General features: G+C 57.4%; 17 protein-coding genes. 14 read left to right on the top strand and 3 right to left on the bottom strand.

The window, feature by feature from the left end; all coding sequences use genetic code 11:
* Nucleotides 1-434: 434 nt before the first annotated feature.
* Nucleotides 435-1,295 (bottom strand): phosphoribosylaminoimidazolesuccinocarboxamide synthase, encoded by an 861-nt coding sequence (locus H6A20_RS11170; protein WP_204907204.1) that lies wholly within the window; start codon nucleotides 1,293-1,295, stop codon nucleotides 435-437.
* Nucleotides 1,296-1,515: 220 nt separating this feature from the next.
* Between H6A20_RS11170 and H6A20_RS11165 the strand changes: the two genes are divergently transcribed.
* From H6A20_RS11165 to H6A20_RS11155, 3 genes are read left to right on the top strand one after another with little or no spacing between them, the layout of a single operon-like run.
* Nucleotides 1,516-1,875, top strand: coding sequence for a molecular chaperone Hsp90 (locus H6A20_RS11165; protein ID WP_204907203.1), 360 nt, complete (start codon nucleotides 1,516-1,518; stop codon nucleotides 1,873-1,875).
* Nucleotides 1,876-2,070 (top strand): DUF6472 family protein, encoded by a 195-nt coding sequence (locus tag H6A20_RS11160; protein ID WP_204907202.1) that lies wholly within the window; start codon nucleotides 1,876-1,878, stop codon nucleotides 2,068-2,070. It begins immediately after the preceding gene.
* A gap of 14 nt (nucleotides 2,071-2,084) precedes the next feature.
* Entirely contained in the window at nucleotides 2,085-3,365 is a 1,281-nt protein-coding gene (locus H6A20_RS11155; protein ID WP_204907201.1) for a glycoside hydrolase family 3 protein, read from the top strand.
* A gap of 454 nt (nucleotides 3,366-3,819) precedes the next feature.
* On the opposite strand, the gene H6A20_RS11150 is transcribed toward H6A20_RS11155, so the two are convergent.
* Complete coding sequence (locus H6A20_RS11150; RefSeq protein WP_204907200.1) at nucleotides 3,820-6,114, bottom strand: glycoside hydrolase family 3 C-terminal domain-containing protein; 2,295 nt, start codon at nucleotides 6,112-6,114, stop codon at nucleotides 3,820-3,822.
* 180 nt (nucleotides 6,115-6,294) lie between these two features.
* Between H6A20_RS11150 and H6A20_RS11145 the strand changes: the two genes are divergently transcribed.
* The 3 genes from H6A20_RS11145 to H6A20_RS11135 are packed head-to-tail and all read left to right on the top strand — an operon-like array spanning nucleotide 6,295 to nucleotide 8,564.
* Nucleotides 6,295-7,329: a threonine aldolase family protein gene (locus H6A20_RS11145; RefSeq protein WP_204907199.1), complete on the top strand. Its 1,035-nt coding sequence runs from the start codon at nucleotides 6,295-6,297 to the stop codon at nucleotides 7,327-7,329.
* Nucleotides 7,330-7,331: 2 nt separating this feature from the next.
* Entirely contained in the window at nucleotides 7,332-8,165 is an 834-nt protein-coding gene (locus H6A20_RS11140) for an HAD hydrolase family protein (RefSeq protein ID WP_204907198.1), read from the top strand.
* 33 nt (nucleotides 8,166-8,198) lie between these two features.
* Entirely contained in the window at nucleotides 8,199-8,564 is a 366-nt protein-coding gene (locus tag H6A20_RS11135; RefSeq protein WP_204907197.1) for an MGMT family protein, read from the top strand.
* Nucleotides 8,565-8,570: 6 nt separating this feature from the next.
* On the opposite strand, the gene H6A20_RS11130 is transcribed toward H6A20_RS11135, so the two are convergent.
* Entirely contained in the window at nucleotides 8,571-9,476 is a 906-nt protein-coding gene (locus H6A20_RS11130; RefSeq protein WP_204907196.1) for a DegV family protein, read from the bottom strand.
* Between the two features lie 287 nt (nucleotides 9,477-9,763).
* On the opposite strand from H6A20_RS11130, the gene H6A20_RS11125 reads away from it, so the two are divergent.
* The 8 genes from H6A20_RS11125 to H6A20_RS11090 all read left to right on the top strand — a co-directional run bounded on the left by H6A20_RS11125 (nucleotide 9,764) and on the right by H6A20_RS11090 (nucleotide 19,580).
* Nucleotides 9,764-12,826 (top strand): SpaA isopeptide-forming pilin-related protein, encoded by a 3,063-nt coding sequence (locus H6A20_RS11125; RefSeq protein WP_204907195.1) that lies wholly within the window; start codon nucleotides 9,764-9,766, stop codon nucleotides 12,824-12,826.
* A 4-nt stretch (nucleotides 12,827-12,830) separates the two neighbouring features.
* Entirely contained in the window at nucleotides 12,831-13,058 is a 228-nt protein-coding gene (locus H6A20_RS11120; protein ID WP_204907194.1) for a hypothetical protein, read from the top strand.
* Entirely contained in the window at nucleotides 13,055-13,543 is a 489-nt protein-coding gene (locus tag H6A20_RS11115; RefSeq protein ID WP_338106692.1) for a prolyl-tRNA synthetase associated domain-containing protein, read from the top strand. The genes H6A20_RS11120 and H6A20_RS11115 overlap by 4 nt, the downstream gene beginning before the upstream one ends.
* Nucleotides 13,544-13,619: 76 nt before the next feature.
* A complete protein-coding gene (locus H6A20_RS11110) occupies nucleotides 13,620-13,814 on the top strand; it encodes a hypothetical protein (RefSeq protein ID WP_204907192.1) in 195 nt (64 codons plus the stop codon).
* Between the two features lie 152 nt (nucleotides 13,815-13,966).
* Nucleotides 13,967-14,956 (top strand): SPFH domain-containing protein, encoded by a 990-nt coding sequence (locus tag H6A20_RS11105; protein WP_204907191.1) that lies wholly within the window; start codon nucleotides 13,967-13,969, stop codon nucleotides 14,954-14,956.
* Between the two features lie 39 nt (nucleotides 14,957-14,995).
* The gene (locus H6A20_RS11100; RefSeq protein WP_204907190.1) at nucleotides 14,996-15,178 is read left to right on the top strand and encodes a type II toxin-antitoxin system antitoxin; all 183 of its coding nucleotides are present in this window, start codon (nucleotides 14,996-14,998) and stop codon (nucleotides 15,176-15,178) included.
* A 293-nt stretch (nucleotides 15,179-15,471) separates the two neighbouring features.
* Nucleotides 15,472-16,320, top strand: a complete 849-nt coding sequence (locus H6A20_RS11095; RefSeq protein WP_338106691.1) for an Rpn family recombination-promoting nuclease/putative transposase — start codon at nucleotides 15,472-15,474, stop codon at nucleotides 16,318-16,320.
* A 116-nt stretch (nucleotides 16,321-16,436) separates the two neighbouring features.
* Nucleotides 16,437-19,580: a UvrD-helicase domain-containing protein gene (locus H6A20_RS11090; RefSeq protein WP_204907206.1), complete on the top strand. Its 3,144-nt coding sequence runs from the start codon at nucleotides 16,437-16,439 to the stop codon at nucleotides 19,578-19,580.
* The last annotated feature ends 3 nt before the right edge of the window (nucleotides 19,581-19,583 follow it).

The raw sequence follows: 19,583 nt of genomic DNA, 5'->3' as shown, positions 1-19,583 counted from the left end.
AATACAAGCAAGGGCAGAACCTCAAAAAAACAGCTCTGCCCAAGAGTAACTAATGACATATCTTATATCAGTTTTTTGAATTTACACAAAACTTGAAACGGTCTCTGGGGGAAGCTCTGGAAGCCCTCCTGTTTTAAGGCCGCAGCCTCGTCCTGATCAACAAACCTTGCTGATATGTTTAACATCGGGCCGCCTCATGTGCTGCACACGTGGGGCGAGATGAGGATGTTTTCTTTCCGGTGCTCCCGCATGTAATCGGTCAGACGCGCATCAAGATGAAACTTCATAGCCACTGCTCCTTTCTCTGCTTTGTTGTGACTTCAGTATAACCCGGACCGGAGAAATGTTCCGTGACAGAGTCACAAAGAGGAAGGGCGGACAGCTCTGTGGATGCTGCCCGCCCTTCCCGTATATAAAAGCCTGATACTGCAGATCTACAGCTTCTCGCCTGTCAGCATCTCGTAGCCCTGGAGGTATTTGTCGATGGTCTTCTGCACGATGTCCTCCGGCAGCGTCCAGTCGTTGCCCGGGTTGGCCTTGAGCCAGTCGCGGGCAAACTGCTTGTCAAAGGAGGGCTGTCCGTGTCCCGGCTCATAGCCGTCTGCCGGCCAGAATCTGGAGCTGTCAGGTGTGAGCATCTCGTCGCCGAGCACGATGTTGCCATCTTCGTCGAGTCCGAACTCAAACTTGGTGTCCGCGATGATGATGCCTTTTGTCAGCGCGTAGTCCGCGCACTTCTTGTAGAGTGCGATGGTGTAGTCCCGCAGCTTCTGCGCGTACTCCTCACCTTTGCCGGGGAAGTATTTCTCGAGGTGCGCGATGCTCTGCTCGTAGGAGATATTTTCATCGTGATCGCCGATCTCCGCCTTGGTGGACGGGGTGTAGATGGGCTCCGGCAGCTTGTCGGACTCCTTCAGGCCCTCGGGCAGCCTGATGCCGCAGACCGTGCCGTCCTTCTGGTAGCTGGCCCAGCCGCTCCCTGTGATGTAGCCGCGGACGATGCACTCGATGGGGAGCATCTCAAGCTTGCGGCACAGCATGCTGTTGCCGTCGAACTTCGGCTGGCGGAAGAACTCGGGCATGTCGTTCACATCTGTGGAGATCATGTGGTTCGGAAGGATGTCCTTTGTCATGTTGAACCAGAACTTGGACATCTGCGTCAGGACAGCGCCCTTCTTCGTCACTTCATTTTTCAGGATCACATCAAAGCAACTGATGCGGTCTGTGGCGACCATGATCAGGCTGTCGCCGTTGTCGTAGATCTCACGTACCTTACCTTCTTTGATTGGCTTCATGTTTTATACCTCACTTTGCTTTTTGACTTGTTTTGTTCATCTATTATATCATAAAAATTATAATTTTCCCTAATTTTCATGTATTCTTTTATTAGCTTTTGTTATAAGCGGTTATCATCCGGCGCCTCATGTGCAAAGAGTCGGAAACAGATATCGAAAAAGGCCGGACAGTGTGTTACTATATAGGCAGACCTATTTTTTGAAAGGAAGGTGTTCTTGTATGACACAGGAAGTCAGGGAGTATGTAAAGGAAAAGACACAGGAGCTGATCGGGGCTGCGACCTGCAGCCGGGAGGCGAGGGAGGCCGCGCAGGCATGGCTGGATGCGGCGGGAACGGACCGAGAGGCTGAGGAGACAAAGAAATATATCGCCGAGCTGGAGGAGGACATCGTGACAGTGGACGGCCTTGCGGCGTTTGCGAGATCCGAGGCCGGCGCGAAGGTGTTCGGCGGCGCCGAGGCGGCCGCGGGCGTTGCGAAGCATGCGGAGGAGATCAAGGCGGCCGGCGCGAAATACTGCGACTGCCCTGCCTGCGCAGCGGTGGAAGCGATCCTCGCAAAGAAAGAGGAGATGCTGTAGATGCCGGCACAGGGAAAGTCTGCCGGCAGTTGTGAGAGCTGTACGTATTACAGCTACGATGAAGAGTACGACTGCTATGTCTGCGATGTGGACATGGATGAGGACGAGTATGTCCGTTTCCTGTCGGACAGCCACTATGTATGCCCCTATTACCGCAATGGGGACGAATATAAGATTGTGAGAAAACAGATGTAGGAGGAGTAGAAGCGATGAAGAAGAGACGGGGCGGACGGAGGGCAGAGTCGTCCGGGAAGGGCCTGCTGGCTGTGCTGTGCGTGGTGCTTGTGCTGGCGCTGGGAACGCTGGCGTACATGATCCTGCGGGACACAGGCCGGGAGGAGCCGGCGGATACGCAGGCATCTGAGGAGGACAGCCAGGCGGGCAGCGCACAGGAGACGCAGGAAGAAGAAAAGGAAGAACCCTCCCCTGAGGAACTGCTGGCGCAGAAGGTGCAGGAGACGCTGGATGGCATGACGCTGGAGCAGAAGGTGAACCAGCTCTTCATGCTCACGCCGGAGCAGCTCACGGGCGTGGAGACTGCCGTGCAGGCGGGGGACGCGACGAGGAGCGCCTACGAGGCCCATCCGGTGGGCGGGCTGATCTACTTTGCGAAGAACCTGCAAAACCCGGATCAGACGAGGCAGATGCTCTCCAACACGAGCCAGTATGCCAGACAGATCAGTGGTCTTCCCGTGTTCCTGTCCGTGGACGAGGAGGGAGGCCAGGTGTCCAGGATCGCTTCCAACTCCGCGTTCCAGGTGCCGGTCTTTGAGTATTTGAACCAGGTGGGGCAGCGGGGTGACACCCAGGAGGCGCACGATATCGGAAGCCAGATCGGCGCCTATCTGAAAGATCTCGGGTTCAATATGGATGCGGCGCCGGATACGGACGTGCTGACCAACCCGGCCAACGAAGTGGTGAAGTACCGCTCCTTCGGCTCGGATCCCCAGCTTGTGGCCTCCATGGCGCAGGCGGAGCTGCAGGGTCTGAACGAGCAGGGCATCATCGGCATGTACAAGCATTTCCCGGGGCACGGGGGAACGACGGCGGACTCCCACGAGGGCTATGTCTATGTGGAAGAGAATCTGGACCAGTTAAAGAGCGGCGCCCTTGTGCCGTTCCAGAGCGGAATCGACAACGGGATACGCGTGATCATGGTGAGCCATATCGCCTGCCCGAACGTGACGGGGGACAATACACCTGCCACACTCTCGCAGATGCTGATCACGGATGTGCTGAGAGAGCAGATGGGATTTGACGGGATGGTCATCACGGACGCCCTGAATATGGGCGCCATCACGGAGCAGTACGGCTCCGGCGACGCGGCGGTGAAGGCCCTGCAGGCCGGGGCGGACATGCTGCTCATGCCGGAAGATTTCGGCAGCGCCTACCAGGGCGTGATCGACGCGGTGAACGCGGGGACGCTGACGGAAGAGAGGATCAACGAATCCGTCAGCCGGATCCTGAAGATCAAGCTTGAGATGGAATAAAAAAGGACAAAAGAAAAATCCACTGTATCTTTTGATTTTTAAAGGTACAGTGGATTTTCAGCTTATTCCATCCATTGGAATTTACCTCCTTATTCATTTGATATCTATTTGAAACTATTTTTTCAAATAGTGAATTTTCGTTTTAAAATATCGTTCCCATTGGTCTTTACCTCTTTCTGTTAGTTTCGTTTAAAATTTGGGGTTAAGATTAAGTCTTCGGTGGTCCGTCCTCCTTTTCTTTTGATGTCATTATAATACCGCATGCCAGAGGAAATGTCAATATAAAAATCAGAAAAAATAAAAATATTTTTTGATATAACTGACATATAAGATGTATATACACAATAAAATTTTTAACTTAATCAAAAAGAATAATAAATTCTGAAAATATAAGACAAAATAAGGGCCGGCGCATACTTTTGTGCGCCGGCCGTGATCCGTGCCGGAAAGGATCCTATTCTGTTTCCAGGGCGTCCTTCAGTCTGGCGATCAGCTCTGCCAGCTCCTTTTCGTCCATTCCCACAAAACTCTTGAAGGAGCGTAAGGGGGAGTTCTCCAGCATCTTAAGAGACATCTCTTTCGTGATGGCCTCTGCCGCGGCCTCCGAGGAGTTCTCTGCGTCCCCGCTGATATTCGCGGCCAGGGCATCGGTCATGGAGCTGATGACAGCTGCCGTCTTCGGGTTGGCCAGAAGTTCCGCCACCGTGGTGTTCCGGTGGATCGCAAGGGGCAGCCGGGTCCTGGTCGTCAGACGCACGGCTGCCCGCAGCCGGATGTCGCGGGAGGAGGCGCAGGCCAGGATCTCGTACTCGCCCGGCGCGGCGTACCAGTCGTGGAGGTCTGTGTTGTACCAGGCGAAACTGCGCTTGTCCAGCTCCATGGATACCGTCTTTTCCTCCCCCGGTTCCAGGAAGACTTTCACAAAGTTCTTCAGCTCTTTGGCGGGGCGGAAGATGCAGCCTGTGTGATCTGCCACGTAGAGCTGCACGATCTCTTTGCCGGCCATGTTCCCGTTGTTCTTCACTTTCAGCGACACGCGCAGCGTGTCCGTATCCTTGATCTGATCCGCGGACAGAGTCAGATCGCTGTAGGAGAAGGTGGTGTAGGACAGGCCGTGGCCGAAGGGATAGCGGACAGCCATCTCTTTTGTGTCATAGTAGCGGTAGCCGACGAACACGCCCTCCTGGTACCCGACGGTGTGTCCGTCCCCGGGGAAGTTCAGGTAGGACGGATTGTCCTGCAGTTTGAAGGGGATGGTCTCCGCCAGTTTCCCGCAGGGGTTCGCCAGACCGAAGAGGAGGCGCACCTGGGCCTCTCCCACGGCCTGGCCGCACAGATAGGACTCCAGGATGGCGGGCGCATCGTCCGCCCAGGGCATCTCCACCGGGGAACCGTTGTGGAGGACGACCACGGTGTTGGGCTGTACCTTGAGGATCTCCCGGATCAGCTCGTTCTGGCAGTCCGGCATCCGCATGTGGCTGCGGTCGTATCCCTCGGACTCAAAGGAGTCCGGGAGTCCCGCGAAGATCACCGCCGCGTCCGCCGCCGCCGCCGTCTGAACCGCCTGCGCAAGAAGCGCCGCGTCCGTCCGGTCTTCCTTCACATCATACCCCTGTGCGTAGCGGATGTCGCACGTGATCTGGGGCATGTTCTCTGCTGCTTCCAGCGCGCCGGTGATCCGGAAGGGGTTGATGTGGGAGCTGCCGCCGCCCTGGAAGCGGGGCTTCTCGGCAAAGGAGCCGATAAAGGCGATCTGTCTGCCCTCTCTTGGAAGGGGCAGGACGCCGTCATTTTTAAGAAGGACCATGGATTCCTCGGCGATCCGCTCCGCCAGGCGGTTATGTTTTTCCAGGTCAAAGTCGCCGGCGCGGCGTCCGTCCGTGTATTTGAAGATGATGCGCAGGATCCGCTCCACCGCCGTGTCGAGGACGGACTCATCCAGGGTGCCGTCTTTTACGGCAGAGACGATCTCCGCATCTGTGGCGCCGCCGCTTGCGGGCATCTCCAGATCCAGGCCGGCGGCCAGTCCCGGCACGCGCCGGTTGACGGCGCCCCAGTCCGACATCACGTAGCCTTCAAAGCCCCAGTCATCCCGCAGGACTTCCGTGAGGAGCCAGTGGCTTTCGGAGGCGAACTCGCCGTTGATCTGGTTGTAGGAGCACATGACGGTGTCAGGTTTCCCTTCCCTGACAGCCGTCTCAAAGGCGGCCAGGTAGATCTCCCGCAGTGTCCGCTCGTCGATCCTTTCGTCTACAGACAGACGGCGGAATTCCTGGTTGTTGGCCGCGAAATGCTTGAGGGAGGTGCCGATGTTCTTCGACTGCACGCCCTTTACATGGGCGGCCGCCATCTGGGATGCCAGGTAGGGATCTTCGGAGAAGTACTCAAAGTTGCGCCCGCAAAGGGGGGAGCGCTTGATGTTTACAGCGGGGCCCAGGATGACAGACACGTCCTCTGCCTGGCACTCGTCGCCCAGCGCCTCGCCCAGTTCCTGCAGAAGGTCCCGGTCAAAAGAGCAGGCGGTGGCGCAGGCGGTCGGGAAGCAGACGGCTTTGATGCTCTCATTTACGCCCAGGTGGTCCGCCTTGTCGTTCTGTTTGCGCAGGCCGTGAGGGCCGTCGCTCACCATCACCTCCGGGATGCCAAGGCGCTTTACGCCTTTTAAGTGCCAGAAGTCACTGCCGGAGCACATGCCGGCTTTTTCTTCCAGCGTCATCTGTTTTACGATGGATCTGATGTCTCGTTCCATAGTGTTTCCCTATCCTTTCTTTTAAACGGTTGCCGGCATGGCCGGCGCTGCTTCTAACATAGCACAAAGCGGTGAAATTGGGTAGAGGCTGCGCCGGAGGTTGTCAGGATTTTTTTTATCGTATACAATGGTGGGGAAAGGGGCGGGGTGATTCCGCCCGGGAGCAGGAGGAACGAAGGTATGATCAGATGGAACAACGACTATAACCGGGGCGCGCACCCGGCGATCTTGCAGGCGTTTGCCGACACGAACGAGGAGAGCTTTGAGGGGTACGGACTGGATGAGTGGTGCGCGAAAGCGGCGGATGAGATCCGGAAATATCTGGGCGGCGCGGACGCGGACATCCATTTCATGCTGGGCGGCACCCAGGTAAACTACACGATGATCGCGGCGGCGCTGCGGCCCTACCAGGGGATCATCTGCGCCGATTCCGGGCATATCCAGGTGCACGAGACAGGGGCGGTGGAAAATACCGGGCACAAGATCCATGTGGTGCCTGGTGTGGACGGCAAGATCACGGCGGAGGCTGTGAGAAAAGAAGCGGAGGGATACCGGACAAGCGACGTGCCGGAGCACGTGACCCAGCCCAAGATGGTCTTTCTGTCGTTCCCCTCGGAGTTCGGGACAGTCTACACGAAGCGGGAGCTGGAGGAGATCCGTGCAGTCTGCCGGGAGTACGACCTGTATCTTATGGTGGACGGCGCCAGGCTGGGATACGGCCTTGGCTGCGGGGCCACGGATGTGACGCTGGCGGATATCGCAGCGGCGGCGGACATCTTCTACATCGGCGGCACCAAGTGCGGCGCCATGATGGGGGAGGCAGTGGTCATTGTCAATGACGGGCTGAAGGACCATTTCCGCAATTATATGAAGCAGAACGGCGGCCTGCTGGCCAAGGGCTGGGTGCTGGGGCTGCAGTTCTACACGCTCTTTCAGGATGGGCTGTACTTTGCCATCACCAGGCAGGCGGACATATACGCCATGCGGATCCGGGAAGCCTTTGAGAGGAAGGGGATCCAGGCGTATATCGAGAGCCCCACGAACCAGCAGTTTGTGCTTCTCACAGAAGAGCAGATGGAGAAGCTGGCTGTGAACCATATCTATGAGAAGCAGTTCCGGACAAAGGACGGGCGGTTCTGCGTGCGCTTCTGCGCGAGCTGGGCTACGCGGGAGGAGGATGTGGAGGCGCTGATCCGGGATATCGGGGCGCTGTAGATATGAAGATCACAAGTATTGCCCTGGATCTGGACGGCACGGCGCTGAACAGCAGGGGGGAACTGAGCATAGGGACAAGGCGGGCTGTCGCGGAGGCGCTGGAGAGGGGGATCTGTGTGATCCCGGCCAGCGGGCGGCCGCTTGGCTCCCTGCCGGAGGAGATCCTTGCAATCCCGGGGATCCGCTACGCCATCACATCCAACGGGACCGCCGTGGTGGATCTGTATACAGGCAGATACCTGCGCAAATATACACTGCCGGAGCCGGCGTGCGAAGCGGTCCTTGGGCTGACAGGGCCGGAGAATGTGGCCTACGAGGCGTTTGTCGACGGGAAGGCCTACGCACAGAAAGCATATGTGGAGGATCCGGTCCGGTTCGGCGCCATGCCGGCGGCAGTCGGCTATATCAGGCGGACGAGAACGCCGGTGGACGATATGGAGTCCTTTATACGGGAACATGCCGGGGCAGACGAACTGGACTGCCTGGATGTGGTGGTCAGGGGCGAGGAGAAGAAGAAACGGCTCTGGAGGCTCCTTGAAAAGGAGGTGCCGGGCATCTATGTGACGTCCTCCGTGCCCCAGCTTCTGGAAGTGTCCCACAGCGAGGCAGGCAAGGGACCGGCTCTTGGCTTTCTCCTGGAGCATCTGGGACTGAAGCTGCAGGGTGCGGCCGCCTTCGGGGACGGGGACAATGACAGCGGGATGCTGGGGCTGGCCGGGATCGGGATCGCCATGGCCAATGCCTCTGAGGCGTGCATCCGCGCGGCGGACCACATGGCCGGATCCAACGATGAAGACGGCGTCGCGGAGGGGATCAGATGGCTTTTGGAGCTGTAAGAGCGCAGAAGGCAAAGACGGAGGGGTGAGCGTATGGATTTCTATGAGCGGGCAGCGATCGTATGCCGGAGCATCCCCGTGGGACGCGTGGCCTCCTACGGACAGATCGCGCTCCTTTGCGGGAAGCCGAAGCATGCCAGACAGGTGGGGTATGCGCTGAACAAGGGGAAACTGGGCGCGGATATCCCCGCCCACCGGGTGGTGAACGGACAGGGGTTCTTAAGCGGCGCGGCGGCATTTGAGACTTTTGACATGCAAAAGACCCTCCTGCAGGGGGAGGGCGTAGAGGTGCGGCAGACCGGAAAAGGCTGGCAGACGGATATGGGTCGGTACGGCTGGAAGACCACCCTGGCGGACGCGGAGGGGTTTCGCGCCCGCTTTGAAGAGAGGGGGATCTAGGGCCCGTCAGGGCAGATCTGCCTTTTGGATGACGCCGAACCCGATGGAGGTGGGGCCGGCGTGGACGCCGATGGTGGCGCCGATCTGGAACAGCGGAAGGTCGGCCGTCCCGCCAAACTCCTCCGAGAGCCGGGAGACGGTCATGTCGCGGAAGCGCACGCCCTCCGCCCGGTCATATCCGTAGCCGGCCAGGATGCGGCAGTCGGAAGGGGTGAGATGATTGTCTTTCAGGTAGGAGACGAGGAGCCCGATCACTCCTTCTATGGAGCGGCGCCGGCCCCGTTTGATGCCGGAGGAGTGGATCTCGCCGTCCTGCAGGGTGATGAGGGGCTTGATCTGCAGCAGTTCGCCGGCCAGGCCCGTCATCCGGCCGATGCGCCCGCCGTGCTGGATATAGTCAAGGCTGCCCACCGTGAAGAGGATGCGGGCGGTCCTTTGCAGTCCGGCCAGGGTGTCCGCCGCTTCCTGCAGGGTGCAGCCGGCATCCCGCAGGCGGCAGGCTTCCAGTACGTACGCGCTCTGCATGAGGGTGGCGCACAGGGAGTCCTGGACGATGACGCGGGTGTCCGGATAGTCGTCCGCCAGCATCTTCGCGGCGATCTGCGCGGACTGCATGGAGGAACTGAGTTTGGTGGAGATGCAGATGCACAGGATATCCAGGCCCTCTGCGGCGCGCGCCCTGAAAACTTCGCAGAAATCCTCCGGGGACGGCGCGGCGGTCTTCGGGTAATGCCCGGGCTCATCCACCATTTTCTGATAAAATGCCTCCAGCGGGATCTCCAGTCCTTCCCGGCGGTAGTCCTGACCGTCAAAGGAGACGAGGAAGTGCACGACGTCAATGTTATTTTTCCCGGCCTCTGCTGCGGGAAGATCGCAGGAGCCGTCGCTTACGACTGCAAATGCTGCATGCATATGAAAGCCCCCTTTTTCAAAATCTTGTATATATCTATCATAGCACAAAATGCCCGCTCTATTTTCATAAAAATTTGTCTTGCATTTTCGGAAAGGCTATGTTAACTTTATCTGTACAGAAAGCAGTTCTGCTATTCTTGATTTTTCATTTTTTCTTTATTCAGATCAGGCGTATCGCCAGAGAATTACCGGAAATTGTGTTCTGTAATACGTGGTCGGGAGGTGGTCGTTCAAAACGTTTTTGTTGCTTCAGGTGTCTTTTATTACGAAAATGGAGGTAAACATAATTGAAACGGAAATTGTTTGTACGGATGGGGGCAGCGTGTATGCTGGCAGTGTTTTTTTGCGTGGCGGCGCTCCGGATTCAGGCCGCAGACCCTGCGGGAAAGGATGACGCGGTCCATATGTTTGGGAAAGACAGCGTGACGACGGGGACGGACCGTATTGGCGTGGCGGAGGGAGGTATCGTGCCCCGTTCTGCGGTAGGATCCATGTGCACGATCTCCTACGGGGCAAGTCACAGCTATGGGAGCTGGTTTACAAGGGAGTTCTATGTGGCGGCAGAGACGGGGAATTATACCGGATACTGTGTGCAGCCTTTGAGTCCGCCTCCTTCGGGGAGTTATCAGGTCTCAAAACTGGACAATGATCTGATCAAAGCGCTTCTTATGATGGCTCCGGGATATCCCTATTTTGATTCCTACGGCAGGATCATCTACGACGAGGCCCGCAATAACACATACGCCTATGCGCACGCGGCTCTGAGCTACGCCTATGAAGGCAGCCTGACAGGGCTGAGCGAGAGTATGCAGGCGGGGATCAAGAATATGATCATGTTTGCCAACGCGGCGGTTGAAGGGTCCTGGGCGCCGGAAGTCCATGCCAATCTGGACCGTTACGAAGTGTATATCGCTTATAATGACCAGCAGGATATCGTCTGGCTTGAGGAGCAGCAGGAGGGGGACGTGTGGCTGCAGAAAGTGTCCGCGCAGACGGAGGTGACGGACGGGAACAACTGCTACAGTCTGGAAGGCGCGGTGTACGGCGTGTATACGGACCCGGAATGCGGGGATCAGATCGGCGAGCTGGTGACCGGAGAGGATGGAAGTACCGGTACTCTTTCCGTGAAAGCAGGGACCTATTACGTAAAGGAAAAGACGGCTTCCAGGGGATATGCCCTGGACGGTACGGTCTATACCGTAAATGCGCTGAGCGGTCAGACCGCGCAGGTAACTGCAAGGGAAGTGCCGCAGACCGACCGGACCGGCGTGCTTTTAAAGAAATATGACGGTGAACTGGAAGCCGGAGAGAACGGAAACCGGCCGCAGGGAGCCGCCTCTCTTGCCGGCGCGGAATTTACATTCCGTTTTTATGCGGGAGATTACGACAGCCTGGATAAGCTGGAAGGAGTCCGGCCGGCCCGGTCCTGGGTTTTCCGGTCTGATGAGAAAGGCATTGTCTCGACAGAGGATGCATACTTTGTGAGCGGCGACCCTGTGTGGAGGAATCAGGAAGGCGCTTTTGTGCTGCCCCTCGGCACCCTGACGATCGAGGAGACAAAAGCGCCGGAAGGGTACAACTTAAGCGGGGAGGTGCAGCTTTGCCGGATCACGGGAGAGGGAGAGGCAGAGTATGTGGAAACGTATGCCGCTCCGGATTTTCCGGAGGATATTATCCGGGGAGATCTGGAAATCATCAAAGTCTACCAGAACGAGGATGAGAAGGAGGATGTGCTGGACGGCATCTGCGGTGTGGAGTTTACGATCACATCCAGGACGACGGGGGAGGAAGTCCTAAAGATCGTGACGGACAGGGAAGGAAAAGCCACCACGAAAAGCAAAGAACAGCCAAGGGGCGCGCTTGTGTACGATACATACATTGTATCCGAGACAAAGACGCCGGAAGGGTATAATCCGATCGAGCCCTTTGAGGTGACGATCGCAGAGGAACAGGTGACGCTGGGCGGCATATACAGGCAGGATACGCTGCTTACAAGTCCGATCCAGGTGCTGAAGGTGGATGCGTCCACCGGGAAAGTGATCCCTGTGGCGGGAGCGAGGTTTCAGCTCCTTGACGCGGATAAGCAGGTCGTGACCATGACGGCGCATTATCCGGAGAACCAGGAATACGAGACTTTTACTACAAATGAAGAAGGGCGTTTCACATTCCCGGAGAAGCTGCAATACGGGACTTATTATCTGCGGGAAGTAAAAGCGCCGGAAGGATATCTGTTAAACGGCGAAGATCTGCCGTTTACGGTGGAAGAGGACAGGGACTGGAGCAGTCCGCTTGTGGTGCGGTTTGCCGATGAGAACGCCATGGGCAGGTTCAGCCTTGCAAAATACGAAGAAGGCGGGGAGGAACTCCTTGCAGGCGCGGTTTTTGAGATACGCGCGGCGGAGGATATCACAACGCCCGACGGAACAGTCCGTCTGAGGAAAGGGGAACTTGCAGATACGCTGACGACCGGACAGGAGCCGGTTCTCTCGAAGGAACTGTTTCTCGGGACGTACGCCGTGACGGAGGTGAAGCAGGTGCCCGGATTTGCCCTGGCGGAGGAACCGGTGGAGGTGGAGCTTGCATACAGGGATCAGGAGACGCCCCTTGTGACGCAAGATCTCACGGTATACAATGAGCCGACCAGGCTGCGCATCCTCAAATATGAAAAAGGAACGCAGGATGAGAAGCCTCTTGCCGGCGTGACGTTCCGCGTGTGGCTGAAACAGGATGAAAAGGATCCGGATCCCACCTATACCATGGAGGAGGTGTATGAAACGGATGAGGACGGCTGCATTGAAATTCCGTATCTGCTTCCAGGCAGTACCTACTGCGTTCAGGAAGAGGATACGCTTCAAGGATACATACGGGATGAAACAGTGCATGAAATACAGGTCGACGAAAAAGGACATATTGACGGGGAAGCAGTCGCTGTGCTGAAGTGTGTGAATGACTACACAAAGCTGCGCATTGTCAAACTGGATGCGGGGGACCACAGTCTTCTGGCGGGGGCAAAACTCAGGCTGGAGCGGAAAACGGAGGACGGCGGCACAGAACTCATCGAACGATGGATATCAGACGAAAAAGAAAAACGGTTTGACCGTCTTGCGCCGGGAGAATACATCCTCACAGAAGAGGCGCCGCCGGATGGATATGAAACAGCGCAGCCGGTTTCCTTTACTCTTCGGGAGACAGGCGAAGAACAGAAGATAGAGATGGAAGACAAACCGGAAGTGCGGATCCCGAAGACCGGCGATCTGTCCGCGCCTTCCGTTCCGGCTCTGACTGCCGTTCTTTCTGCGGCTGTTGTATGTCTGGCTGCGGCCGGCAGGATCAGAAAGAAAAGGAAGTGATGCCATGGATTACTGTGTTATGTGCGGCGAGATGATTCCCGAGGGCACGCACGTCTGTTTGAACTGCAGACGCGCGGTACTGGCAAAACCGCCGGAAGAAACGGCAGGGGGCGTTGTCAGGGAAGAAAAAAGCGGTTATAATGGAACAAGATCAAAACGACAGGAGAGAACGCCATGGAGATATATAAAGGACGTCCCGTTTCAGAGGAGGGAAGAGCGGAAAAAGAGATGAGAGTGTACGACCTGCTGGACAGACTCGGGATTCCGTACGAGCGGGTGGATCACGAGGCTGTGATGACGATAGAGGCGTGCCGGGAGGTTGACGAAGCGTTGCAGATCGAGATCTGTAAAAATCTCTTCCTCTGCAACCGGCAGAAGACGGACTACTATCTGCTTGTCATGCCCGGGAACAAGAGCCTGCAGACAAAGGAACTCTCTCCTCAGATCCCCTCTTCCCGGCTCTCTTTTGCATCCGGTGAGGATATGGAGAAGTATCTGAATGTCACGCCGGGCTCCGCTACGATCATGGGGCTGATCTTCGATCCGGACAACAAAGTGCAGCTTCTTGTGGACGAGGAGCTCTTCGGACAGGAGTACTATGCCTGCCATCCCTGCGTCAACACATCCAGCATCAAGCTGAGGACAGCAGATGTGTTCGGCGGATTTCTGGAGGCTGTGCACCACGGGTATATCGCGGTGAAACTAAGCCGGTCATGACGGTATATCTTTCCGCTGTTCGGTATAGACTGTAAAGCAGAGACGGTCGTAAGGACAGGGGAAGGAGGAACTGCAGGTGGGAAAGACAGGCCGCCGTACAGGCGCAGGCTGCAGGGGGCGGAGAAAAAAAGATGTTCTGGAGCGGTGCGTGCTCTGCGGCCGGCTTACGCCGGTGAAACGGGACAGCCATATTGCCGGAAGGAGATACTATGTGGAAGGGGCCGGACAGCTCTGCGGGCGCTGCTATTACGATGTGTATCAGACCGGATAAGCCGGCAGACGGATCTGTGTGACGGGCGGGAGAAGAAAAAAATCTCCCGTCCGTTTTTTCTTGACATTCTCTTGTGGATGCGATACTATGATGATATCAAAATGATATCAATAAAATATCTGATTCCAAATGATCAAAAGGGGGAAAAGAGAATGAACAGAGAGAAGATCACAGAAGAAAAAGTACTGCATCCCATCAGCGGCTATCTGATGCTGCTCGCAGGCCTCCTGGGCCTGGCGGCAGGGATCGGGCTGGCCGTCGGCGGATTTGTCCTGGGCGAGAGCGGCGGCGCTGCAGCGGCAGGTCTCATCGCCGGGATCATTGTCTTTATCGCGGCTGTCATTGTACTGTGCGGACTGAAAGTCCTCAATCCCAATGAGGCCTATGTCTTTACCGTGTTCGGTAATTACTACGGCACGTTGAAAAAGGCCGGTTTCTACTGGGTCAACCCGTTCTGCTCCGCCATCAATCCGACGGTGAAGGCGGCGCCGGTAGTGGCGGCATCGGGAGGCGGACGGTCTGTCTCCGTATCCATGGGCGAGAAGGAGAAGAAGGTGTCCATGCGGACGATGACGCTGGATAACAAGCTGCAGAAAGTCAACGATCAGTTGGGCAACCCGGTGGAGATCGGCGCAGTGGTGATCTGGAAAGTGGTCAATCCCACCAAGGCAGTCATCAATGTGGAGAACTATAAGAACTACCTTTCTATCCAGTGCGATTCCATCATCCGGAACACGGCCCGCCAGTATCCGTATGATATGAACGAGGGCGACGGCGCGGATGAGAAGTCCCTGCGTGGCAGCAGCCAGGAGATCGCAGCCATCATGAGCCGGGAGCTGCAGGAGAGGACGGAGGATGCGGGGATCCGGATCCTGGATGTCCGGATCACCCATCTGGCCTACGCGCCGGAGATCGCATCCGCCATGCTGCAGAGGCAGCAGGCGGCGGCCATCATCGATGCGAGGCAGAAGATCGTGGAAGGCGCGGTCGGCATGGTGGAGATGGCGCTTCACAAGCTCAATGAGAACGACATCGTGGAGCTGGACGAAGAGAGGAAGGCGGCCATGGTCAGCAACCTCCTTGTGGTCCTGTGCGGAAATAAAGACGCGCAGCCTATTGTGAACAGCGGAAGTTTGTATTAAACTGACTGAAAAGAGAGAAACGCGAAAGGAGGGGAGCCTGTGGAAAAGGAAAGCAAAGCGGCCGACAAGTCAAAGGCGAAAAAACAGGTGCCCCTCCGCCTGTCAAAAAAGCTGTACGATGAGATCGCCCAGTGGGCGGAGGACGACTTCCGCTCCATGAACGGGCAGATCGAATATCTGCTGACAGAGTGTGTGAAGCACAGAAAGGGGAAAAAGGACTGAGGAAGAGTATAAGGGGATAAAAAATTAATTTCTTATTGCGGCTGAAAGTAAATTATGTTATTCTAAATATGCTAGGGCGGCACATCTGCCGTCCGGCATACATATCAAGCGCGCTGCTAAATCTATGCGGCGGCATCTGTCTATTCGGAGCCTGATTTCCAGGCATGACCCGATTGTTACACAACTGAACAGAGCAGGAAATGCGGGCCGTGCCTCCGATATCCGGACCAGGTATGCAAAAAAAAGACAGACATGCCCCTTTCCTGCACAGCTTTACAGGAAAGGAGAAGACTGTGGCAAAGAGAAACAATAATTTTATCATGCTTCCCACCGTAGACGTATGTTTCAAGGGACTGATGTACAACCCAAAGGTGAGAAAGGGCTTCATCGCAGCACTGTTGAAGACGGATCCAAAGGATGTGCGGGAGACGGTCCTGCTCCCAACGGCGCTGAGGCAGGAATATCCGGATGACAAGCTGGGGATACTGGATGTCCGGGCCATGATGGAGGACGGGGCACAGGTTAACATGGAGATGCAGGTGGACTCATTTGAGCAGTGGGACGCCAGATCCCTGTTCTACCTGAGCAAAATGTACACAGAGCAGATCGGAAAGGGAGATCCATACACGAAGCTGAAAAAGTGTATCCATGTAAGCATATTGAACTTTATCCGATTTGCGGATGATGAGAGATGCTATCGGACGATCCGCCTTTGCGATGAGCAGACAGGAAAGAAGTACACAGACCTTCTTGAGCTGCAGATCCTGGAGTTGATGAAGCTGCCGAGGGATCTGCGGGAGGATGACGAGGTCATCCGCTGGATGCGTTTTCTGGCCGGGAAGACGCGGGAGGAGTTTGAGGACATGGCAGGCAGAAGTGAATATATAGAAGAAGCCTACAGGGAATCGGAGAGGATGAGCGCGGACGAGAGAGCCAGGCTGGAGTATGAGGCCCGGCAGAAGGCGATCCGGGACCACGAGGCCATCATGAGCAGCGCCTGGAACAGGGGGCTGCAGGAAGGAATACAACAGGAAAGACAGTCCATGATCCGAAGCATGCTGGAGGGTGGCGCCAGCCCGGAAGAGATCGTTCGTCTGACCGGTGTCACGGAGGAGGAAGTGGAGAAGGCCCGGGATATATAGGCGGGAATTGTATTTTCCAGTCATTCATATTATAATAAACAGGATAAACCTCTGCCGGGAAGACGGCAGCGCTTTCCCTGGCAGAGGTGTGAATGGAATACGGAAGAGGGATGATCATGTACATAGCAGACCTTCATATACATTCCCGGTATTCCCGGGCGACCAGCCGGGACTGCACGCCGGAGCACCTGGATCTGTGGGCCAGGCGGAAAGGGATCCACCTTGTGGGAACCGGAGATTTCACCCATCCGGCCTGGAGGGAGGAACTGCGGGAAAAGCTGAAGCCTGCGGAGGACGGGCTGTACGTGCTGAAAGATGAATACAGGATAGAGGATGAGACAGTGAGGGGCAGTATGACTCCTCGTTTTGTTGTTACGGGGGAAATAAGCTCCATCTATAAAAAAGACTGGCGCGTGCGCAAGGTCCACAGCCTGATCCTTCTGCCGGGCCTGGAGGCGGCGGAAGAGATCGCGGGCAGACTGGAGGAGATCGGTAACATCCACTCTGACGGGCGGCCGATCCTGGGGCTCTCCTGTCATGACCTGCTGGAGATCCTCCTCACCTCCTGCCCGGAGAGCATTTACGTGCCGGCCCATATCTGGACGCCCCACTTCTCCCTGTTCGGGGCTTTTTCGGGATTTGATACAGTGGAGGAGTGCTTTGAGGATCTGACGCCCTGCATTCACGCGGTGGAGACGGGACTCTCCTCAGACCCGCCCATGAACTGGCGGGTGTCAGCCCTGGACAGGTTCCATCTCATCTCCAACTCGGACGCCCACTCCCCGGCTAAGCTGGGGCGGGAGGCCAACCTCCTCGATATTGAGATGTCTTACGGGGGGCTGCGCCGTGCCATCCAGGAGGGAGAAGGATTGCAGGGAACCATCGAGTTTTTCCCGGAGGAGGGGAAGTACCACCTGGACGGGCACCGGAAATGCGGCCTGTGCCTGACGCCCTCTGAGACGGAGACATACGGCGGCGTCTGTCCGGTGTGCGGCCGGAAGATCACCATCGGCGTCTCCCACCGGGTGGAGGAGCTGGCGGACCGTCCGGAGGATTTTGTAAAGCCGGGCGGAGCCGCCTTTGAGAGCCTGGTTCCCCTTCCGGAGGTCATCGGCGCGTCCCTGGGACATTCCGCGGCCAGCCGGAAGGTGCAAAGAGAGTATGAGGAGATGCTTGGCAAGCTGGGGCCGGAGTTTGAAATCCTGCGGACGATCCCGGAGGAAGAGATCCAAAAGGCGGCGGGACGCCGGATCGCCCAGGGCATCATGCGGCTCAGGCAGGGAAAGGTGGAGCGGATACCCGGGTTTGACGGGGAGTACGGGACCATCCGGCTCTTCACGGCGGACGAGCTTGAGAATACGGACGGGCAGATGGATTTCTTCAGCCTCATCGGCGTGGAACCGGAAACCCTTGGGAAAGAGGAAAGAAAGGAAAAGCACAGCATCCCGGAGCGGGAGGCGGCAGAACGGCAGGAGCAGAAGGATGCAGGCGGCTCTCCCACGCTCAATCCCAAGCAGCAGGAGGCGGTGCAGAAGATCTGCCGGCATCTGGCGGTGGTGGCCGGACCGGGCACCGGCAAGACGAAGACACTGGTGTCCCGGATCCAGTATCTTCTGGAGCACAGGAAAGTAAAGCCCTCCGAGATCACAGCGGTCACCTTCACCAACCAGGCCGCCGGGGAGATGCGGGAGCGGCTGAAAAAGGAACTGGGAAGCCGGCGGATAAGCGGCCTGCAGATAGGCACCTTCCACAGCATCTGCCTGCATTTCCTGCAGAAGTCGGGCGTGGAATTCACTCTGGCAGGCGAGGCGCAGCGCCGGAAGATAGCAGGGGAGGCCGTGTCGGAGGCGGGGCTTTCTGTCGGCGCGGGGAAATTCCTGGAGAACCTCTCACGCAGGCAGGCGGGCCTGTCCGTGTGTGAGGAGGAGCCGTTCCGGCGCGCGGAGGAACTCTACAAAGAGAAGAAGCGGGAGAGGAAGCTCCTTGACTTTGACGACCTGCTCCTGGAGACGCTGCGGCTTCTGGAGAGCGGCGTCCCTGCGGGAAAGCAGTTCACCTGCCTGCTCATCGATGAGTTCCAGGATATTGATCCTCTCCAGTACAGGCTTGTGAGGGCCTGGGACAAGGAGGCCAGGGAACTCTTTGTGATCGGGGATCCGAACCAGTCCATCTACGGCTTCCGGGGAGCGGACGCGGGCTGCTTTGAGAAGCTGCGGGCGGATGTGGAGGAAGCTGGCGGGGAGCTGTGCCTGGTGGAACTTAAGGAGAACTACCGCTCCACGCCCCAGATCCTGGAGGCGGCCTGCAGGATGCAGGGTTGCGGGCTTTTGCATCCCAACCGTCCAGAGAGAGCGCCTGTGCGCCTCCTGCAGGCGGACAGCGAGCTGGGAGAGGCCATTTTCATTGCCCGGGAGATCGGGCGCATGACCGGAGGCATCGGCATGCTGGAGGCCCAGGAACTGTCCGGCAGTCGGGAGAGGCAGACAAGGTCCTTTGACGAGATCGCCGTCCTGGCCAGGACCCACCGGCAGGCGGACCTGGTGGAGCTGTGCCTGCGAAAAGAGGGGATCCCCTATACCGTGGCCGGCAGGGAGAGTTTCCTGGAGGATGAGAAGGTGCAGGGAAGCATCTGCTTCTTCCAGTACCTGGAGAACCCGGAGAATGTGTCTTTCGCGCAGACGGCGGCGGAGCTTCTCCAGGGACTTGCCTGGAACGATCTGACGGCGGAGCTGATCCGTACCATGGGGGAGAAGTACCGCCCACTCTATACAAAGAAGAAGCCGGCAAAATTCCTGGAGCTGTGGATGGAGGACCAGGGGCTTCAGGGAGAGGCCGTGAAGAAGCTGGCGGCCATGACTGTCTTCTACAGGACCATGCCGGAACTTCTGCAGGATCTGCTGCTCGGCGTGGAGAGTGACCTGAAACGCTGCGGCGGGAAAACCTACGCGTCAGGGGCGGTCACCCTGATGACCCTCCACGGCTCCAAGGGGCTGGAGTTCCCGGCCGTATTCATCTACGGGGCCAGGGAGGGGAACATCCCGCTGGAAAACGGGAAGCAGCCGTCGGATGAAGCGGAGGAGCAAAGGCTTCTCTATGTGGGCATGACCCGGGCGAAGGAGGAGCTGATCCTCACCTGCTCCGGGAAGGAGTCCGGGTTCCTGGCCGCTCTGCCGGAGACGGTCCTTAGCCGGGAGAGGGAGACGCACAGGAAAAAGGAGGAGGCCTGCCATCAGATGAGCCTCTTTGAAATGGGAAACTGAGGA

The sequence above is a fragment of the Mordavella massiliensis genome, from assembly GCF_016901695.1.
Classification (GTDB): domain Bacteria; phylum Bacillota; class Clostridia; order Lachnospirales; family Lachnospiraceae; genus Claveliimonas; species Claveliimonas massiliensis_A.
Note: the sequence above shows the minus strand (reverse complement) of the source record. Positions and strands in the feature narration are given on the sequence as shown.